At 75.6% G+C, this 5176-nt stretch carries 4 protein-coding genes and 1 pseudogene; 1 reads left to right on the top strand and 4 read right to left on the bottom strand.

All coding sequences use genetic code 11. The features are described 5' to 3' along the window. Positions 1-425, top strand: a pseudogene (locus SZN_RS35150) (hypothetical protein); the annotation flags it as partial. Between the two features lie 22 nt (positions 426-447). On the opposite strand, the gene SZN_RS35145 reads toward SZN_RS35150, so the two are convergent. The 4 genes from SZN_RS35145 to SZN_RS35130 all read right to left on the bottom strand — a co-directional run. After that, positions 448-1428: an NAD(P)H-quinone oxidoreductase gene (locus SZN_RS35145; protein ID WP_007504803.1), complete on the bottom strand. Its 981-nt coding sequence runs from the start codon at positions 1426-1428 to the stop codon at positions 448-450. A gap of 361 nt (positions 1429-1789) precedes the next feature. After that, positions 1790-2887 carry a potassium channel family protein gene (locus tag SZN_RS35140; protein ID WP_007504801.1) on the bottom strand — a complete coding sequence of 366 codons (1098 nt, stop codon included), beginning with the start codon at positions 2885-2887 and terminating at the stop codon, positions 1790-1792. Further along, positions 2884-4335, bottom strand: a complete 1452-nt coding sequence (locus SZN_RS35135) for a molybdopterin molybdotransferase MoeA (RefSeq protein ID WP_007504799.1) — start codon at positions 4333-4335, stop codon at positions 2884-2886. The genes SZN_RS35140 and SZN_RS35135 overlap by 4 nt, the downstream gene beginning before the upstream one ends. Further along, positions 4332-5176: NTP transferase domain-containing protein (locus SZN_RS35130; protein WP_007504797.1), on the bottom strand; the 845-nt coding region annotated here is incomplete at its 5' end. The genes SZN_RS35135 and SZN_RS35130, both read right to left, overlap by 4 nt.

The raw sequence follows: 5176 nt of genomic DNA, 5'->3' as shown, positions 1-5176 counted from the left end.
CCGCGAAGCCCCGGAAACCGCGCCCGCCCCGGGCCACGCCCAGCGCGAGCGCGCACGGACCCGCCGCCGCGCGGCCCTCCCCGTCCGGCGAGCCGTCCCGCGCGGGCAGCCGGGCCGGTGAGGGACGGGAGCGGCCGGGCCGGGAGAAGCCGCCGCTGGAGGAGCGCGAGGCGGCCGCCCGGCAGCGGGTGGACCACGACAGCGACGACACCGCCGTACCGGACCCGGCCGGGGACGGGCAGGAGGCCGGCGAGACCGCGTCCGCCGCCTCTCCGCCGCCGACCGCCCCGCCCGGCCGCTCCGCGCGGCAGCCCGTCACCCGGGCCGAGCCCGTGATCCAACTGCTCCCCCTCGGAACCGGTCTCGTGCTGATCGGCCTCGGCCTGGGCCTGGCCTTCATCGGCCTGCGGCTGCGGCGCGGCTGACCCGGACCGGCCCCGCGGGGCGTCACGGCACGACCAGGAGCACCTTCCCCACGTGGCCGCTCTCCTCCAGCACCCGGTGCGCCTCGGCCGCGTCGTCCATCGCGATCTCGCGGTCGACGACCGGACGCACCCGCCCGGCCTCCAGCAGCGGCCACACGTGCTCCCGTACGGCCGCCACGATCGCCGCCTTCTCGGCGAGCGGCCGGGCGCGCAGCGAGGTCGCGCTGATCGCGGCGCGCTTGGCCAGCAGGGCGCCGATGTCGAGCTCGCCCTTGACGCCGCCCTGCATCCCGATGATCGCGAGCCGCCCGTTGACGGCGAGGGCCCTGACGTTGCGGTCCAGGTACTTGGCGCCCATGTTGTCGAGGATCACGTCGGCACCGGCGCCGCCCGTGGCCTCCTTGATCTCGGCCACGAAGTCCTGTTCCCGGTAGTTGATCAGGATGTCCGCGCCCAGTTCGGCACACCGGTCGAGCTTCTGCCGGGTGCCCGCCGTCACGGCGACCCTGGCGCCCACGGCCTTGGCGAGCTGGATCGCCATGGTGCCAATGCCGCTCGACCCGCCGTGCACCAGCAGGGTCTCGCCGGGCCGCAGATGGGCGACCATGAAGACGTTCGACCAGACCGTGCAGACCACCTCGGGCAGCGCCGCGGCGCGCGTCAGGCCCACGTCCCCCGGCACCGGCAGCAGCTGCCCGGCCGGGACGGCGACCTTCTCGGCGTAGCCGCCGCCGGAGAGCAGCGCGCAGACCTCGTCGCCGACACTCCAGCCGGAGACGCCGGGGCCGAGCCCGGCGATCCGGCCGGAGCACTCCAGGCCGGGGTGGGGTGACGCGCCGGGGGGCGGGTCGTAGAAGCCCTGCCGCTGGAGGACGTCGGCGCGGTTGACCGCCCCGGCCACCACCTCGACCAGTACCTCGCCCTCGCCGGGTACGGGATCGGGGGCCTCCCGCCACACCAGCGCCTCGGGTCCGCCAGGTTCCGAAATCGTGATCGCATGCATGACAGGGACGCTACTCCCCGGCCCCCGCCTCCCGGCCGAGGCGAACCGCCCGGTGCGCCACCGACGAGTCCACCCGACCGCGGAAGTCCGCCCCCGCGTGACCCGTGGCTTCGCCCCGTGGCCGGTGCGTCCCCGCCAGTGTGATCGGAGGGATCACGAGTACCGCGGCGGGCGGCGTCCGCCCGTCGGGAACGGGGTCCGGCGCGGGGAGTCGGGGGACCTTCCACGCCCTCGGGGCAGCGAGGGAGTGCCGGGCGTCGCGACGGGCGTCACCTTGATCCCGTCCCCCGGCGGTCGGCGCCGTAGGGGCGTCCCCGGTGCCGCCCGCCGCGAGGGCGGGCCCGGCGCTCCGGGGCGGGCCTCAGCCCTGCGGCAGGCGTCGGGCGTCGGGGGTGATCTGGGCGCTCGGCGTGACGCGGACGATGGTGATGAGCCGGTCCGTCAACTGGAGCGTGCCGACGTCCGTGTCGTCGTAGCCGAGCACCCGGTGGCCGCGGATCACGCTGACCACGAGGTCGTCCGTCTGCCGCGGGTTCTTGCCCACCTCGGCCTTTATGACCGGCCGTTCGACGATGTCCAGCCCCGTCCCCTGGTGGATCAGGTCCTCCAGGACCATGCCCGCGGCGGGGCTGAGGACGGACAGCCCGAGCAGGCGGCCGGCCGCGCTGGCGCTGGTGATGACGGCGTCGGCGCCGGACTGCTTCAGCAGGGGCGCGTTCTCCTCCTCGCGGACCGCGGCGACGATCTTCGCGCCACGGTTGAGCTGCCGTGCCGTCAGCGTGACCAGCACGGCCGTGTCGTCGCGCTGGGTCGCGATGATGATCTTCCGGGCCCGGTGCACCTCGGCCCGCTTCAGGACCTCGCTGCGCGTCGCGTCCCCCGTGACCCCGGCGTAGCCGTCCGCGACGGCCGCCTCGATCACCTTGGAACTCGGGTCGACCACGACCACCTGGTCCTTTCGCAGCCCCGTCGCGCAGACGGTCTCGATCGCCGAACGGCCCTTCGTACCGAAGCCGATGACGACGGTGTGGTCGCGCAAGGTGGACCTCCAGCGGGTCAGGCGCCATTCCTCCCGGGTGCGTTCGGTGAGGACCTCCAGCGTGGTGCCGACCAGGATGATCAGGAACAGCACCCGCATGGGCGTGATGACAAGGATGTTGGTGATCCGGGCGGCGTCACTGACCGGGGTGATGTCGCCGTAACCGGTGGTGGAGAGGCTGACGGTCGCGTAGTAGAACGCGTCGAGCAGGTCGACCGAACCGTCGGAGCTGTCGTTGTAGCCGTCGTGATCGGCGTAGACGATCAGCGCGGTCAGCACGAGCAGGCTCAGCGCCAGTGTGACCCGCTTGGCGACCTGGCGGAGCGGGTGCTCCACTATTTTCTTCGGCAGCTTGACCCGGTAGGTCTCGACGCGTTCGTCCGCGCGGCGGGCGATCGCGTCCTGGCCCGGAAGTTTCACGTGAAACACACCTCGATGCCCGCCGCCGCCCAGGGCAGATCCAGCAGCTCGGCCTCCTGACCGGCGCGGGTCCCGCCCGGCGGGACGACGGCCACGGCATCGGCAGCCGCCATGCCGCGCAGCATCGCGGGCCCGTGGTAGCGCAGCGGCACGGCCTGGTCGCCGCGCAGCACCACGGGGATGAGCCGGGTGTCGTACGGGTGCCCCTGCACCGCTTCCTTCAGGGCCAGCGTGTACGGCTCCGGCGCGGGACGGGCCGCGAGGGTGCGCAGCAGCGGCTCGGCGAGGGTGAGCAGCCCGGAGACGGCGGCGAGCGGGTTGCCCGGCAGGCCGACGAGGTGCTGGTCCTCCTTGGTGCGGGCCAGCAGCATGGGGTGGCCGGGGCGCACCTTGACGCCGTCGACCAGCAGTTCGGCGCCGAGCCGCTCCAGCGTGGGATGGACATGGTCGACGGGCCCGGCAGCGGTGCCTCCGGTGGTGATCACCAGGTCGGCGGCGGACGCGGTCAGCGCCTTGTGCAGGGCCTTGGCGTCGTCGCCGAGCCGGCGCAGCGCGACGACGTCGGCGCCGAGCGCGCGCAGCCAGGGCGGGAGCAGCGGTCCGAGCGCGTCCCGGATCAGGCCGTCGTGGGGGAGGCCCTGGGTGAGCAGTTCGTCGCCGAGCACGAACACCTCGACCCGGGGCCGCGGGACGGCGGTGACGGTGTCGTAGCCCGCCGCCGCGGCCAGTCCGAGGACGGCCGGGGTCACGAGGGTGCCGGCGGCGAGGAGTCGGTCGCCGTTGCGGCACTCCTGGCCGCGGGAGCGGATGTCCTGGCCGGGCTGGATCTCCCGGGTGGCGTGCAGCCGGCCCTGGGGGTCCCAGCGGCCGTGCTCGCTGCGCAGGACGGCGGTGGTGTCGGGCGGGACACGGGCGCCGGTCGCGATCCGCACCGCCTCGCCGTCGGTGAGCGCGGCGGTCTCTCCGTGTCCGGCCAGCACCCCCGCCGCCGCACCTGCCCGTCCTTCCCGTCCTTCCCCTCCTTCCCGTCCCTCCCGTCCTTCCTCCCGTACGGACCAGGGACCTGGGCCCGCGATGGCCCAGCCGTCCATCGCCGAGGTGTCGAAGGAGGGCAGGTCGGTGAGGGCGGTGAGGGGGGCGGCCAGGGTGAGGCCGAGCGCGGCGTCCAGGGGGACGGTGGCGGGGGCGCGGCGGGCGGCCCGGGAGGCGTCGCGCGCGGCACGGGCGGCGGTCTCGCGGGCCTCGGGCCAGGCGGTGGCCCGGTGATGACCGCCCCCGTGCCGGGGCCCCGGCTCGCTGTTCGGCTGCTCGGTACGCGCGGTGGCGGCGGGCGCCGGAACCGGGTCGGCGGGCGGACGGTGGCCGGTGTCGTCCTTCACGAGGGCGAGCGCCTCCTCGATGTAGAGGTCCTCGGCGTCCTCGTCCGCCCGGATGCCGCGGGGGGTCATCCGGCGCCCGGTCCGCTGCCGGGGCCGGCGCCGGGTGCCGGGTCGCCCTGTCCGGACTCCTCCGCCCAGCGCAGGGCGAGCGCGGCGGCCTTGCGGGAGGCTTCGGCGACGGCCTCGTCCCCCCCGCCGGCCCGCGCCGCCGCGTAGCCGACGAGGAAGGTGGTCAGAGGGGCCGCGGGCCGCGCCACCCCGTGGGCGGCGTCACGGGCGAGGTCCAGCAGGACCTTGATGTCGACGTCGAGGTCGATGCCCAGTTCGTCCTTGACTGCGGAAATCCATTCATCCAACACGTGCCCATGCTCCCTGATCCGTGCCCTGGCGGTGGCGATGTCGTCCCAGGTGTCGCAGTCGAAGGACGCGACGGCGTCGGGGACGCGGGTGAGATCGAGCGCGCCGGTCAGCCGGCGCAGCGGCAGGCCGGCGAGCCCGCCGTGTTCCCCGGTGAGCGCGGTGAGTCCACGGCGCAGCGCGCTCGCGCGATAGGCGGCGACGAGCGGCTGGTCCCGGCCGTCGGCGTCGGTGAGCAGCGCGCCGTCGGCGCCGCCGGTGCGCAGCGCGGCCAGCAGCCGCCGTACGGTGTCCCCGCCGAGGAAGGGCAGGTCGGCGGAGAGGACGACGACGTGCCGGGCGGCGGTGTGGCGCAGCCCGGCGTCGAGCGCGGCCAGCGGGCCGCCGCCGGGCGGGTCCTCGCGCGCCCAGGTCACCGGCCGCGCGGTGGGCCGGGGTGCGGCGACGACGACGGTGGCCGAGGCGTCGGCGCAGGCGGCGAGCACCCGGTCGAGCAGGGGCCGGCCGCCGACCCGCACGCCGGGCTTGTCCGCGCCGCCGAGCCGGCGGGCGG

The organism is Streptomyces zinciresistens K42, assembly GCF_000225525.1.
Lineage (GTDB): Bacteria > Actinomycetota > Actinomycetes > Streptomycetales > Streptomycetaceae > Streptomyces > Streptomyces zinciresistens.
The sequence above is the reverse complement of the archived record's forward strand: the minus strand, read 5'-3'. Positions and strand labels throughout refer to the sequence as shown.

Coding starts and splice junctions, on each gene's coding strand:
- SZN_RS35145 (WP_007504803.1), bottom strand. CDS start 1,428: ATGCATGCGATCACGATTTCGGAACCTGGCGGACCCGAGGCGCTGGTG.
- SZN_RS35135 (WP_007504799.1), bottom strand. CDS start 4,335: ATGACCCCCCGCGGCATCCGGGCGGACGAGGACGCCGAGGACCTCTAC.